The organism is Mesorhizobium shonense (assembly GCF_040545255.1).
GTDB classification, from domain to species: domain Bacteria; phylum Pseudomonadota; class Alphaproteobacteria; order Rhizobiales; family Rhizobiaceae; genus Mesorhizobium; species Mesorhizobium shonense.
Genome location: NZ_JBEPLM010000057.1, coordinates 1 through 1,136, shown reverse-complemented (window position 1 = coordinate 1,136; position 1,136 = coordinate 1). Strand labels below are relative to the sequence as shown.

General features: G+C 62.1%; 1 protein-coding gene. It reads right to left on the bottom strand.

The genetic code is table 11. The features are described from left to right. Window positions 1-18: 18 nt before the first annotated feature. Window positions 19-1,136: IS110 family RNA-guided transposase (locus tag ABID26_RS37040; RefSeq protein WP_354418445.1), on the bottom strand; the 1,118-nt coding region annotated here is incomplete at its 5' end.

Here is a 1,136-nt window from a genome sequence, read left to right as displayed (position 1 = left end):
ACGGCATGGCAACTGTGTTCATGCGAATGCGGTTTTGTCGCGGATGATGGCGTTGAGGACGACCAGGAGCTTCCTTGCTACGGCGATGATAGCAAGTTTCTTGGAGCCTGATCGGGCGGCAAGTGCGGTATAGAAGGACTTGAACCGGTCACAGGTTCTGATGGCTGTGAGGGCTGCCATGTAGAGGGCGCGGCGCACGCGTGATCGCCCGCCCTGGATCTGGCTCCTGCGTGTGAGCTTGCCGCTCTTGTTGTCGAACGGGGCAAGGCCGACGAGCGCGGCGATCGCCTTGGGTGAGCGCTGGCCGAGCTCGGGCAGGAGCGCCAGCAGCGAGAGCGCGCCGACCTTGGAGACACCGGGCACGGAGACCATCAGCGCATGGTCGCGAGCGGTGCCCTGGTTTTGACGAATGACTTCGGCAATCAGGCTCTCGAGCGCCTTGATGCGCGTGTCGAAGTGAGCGATCGTTTCTTCCAGATCGGCAATGACGATCTCATTGAAGGCCTCGGCGAGGTGCTTCTTCGCCGTTGCCCGCATATTGACCAGGTGATCGCGGTGGCCGGCAAGCGATTGAAGCCGCTCGACTTCTTCGCTCGGCGCCGGCTCGGCCTCAGGGTGATAGCGACGGCCGTAGTCGCTCAGCATCCTGGCATCGAGAGGATCGGTCTTGGCGCGCCGTCTCGTCGACTTGGCATAGTGGTGGGTATGGGCCGGGTTGTGCCGCGAGAACGGCACGCCGGCCTTGGCCAGCGCATGGCGCAGCAGCCGGTCATGCACCCCCGTCGCCTCCATGACGACAAAGTCCCGACTGGGATCAAGGCCCGCCACATAGGCCGCGATCGCGTCGGCCTGATTGTCGATGCGCCGGAAACGGCCGCTTGCCTCATCAAAAAAGTCCAGCCACTGCTTTGAGATGTCGCAGCCGACATAGTTCTGCATTATCATGTCCACGCCTCTTCCTGTGGTGCGGGGTCTGCTTGGAACAGCCCCGTGCAACTGTTCAGGTTGATGGTTCACCGGTGGGAAGGGACCGGGCCATGCCACGGCCTGTCCGAAAGGACGACCAGGATCCACTCGGTCTCCTTCCCACTTCAACCATACACCAGAACCAACACACAGGATTCTAGGGTCTGCGC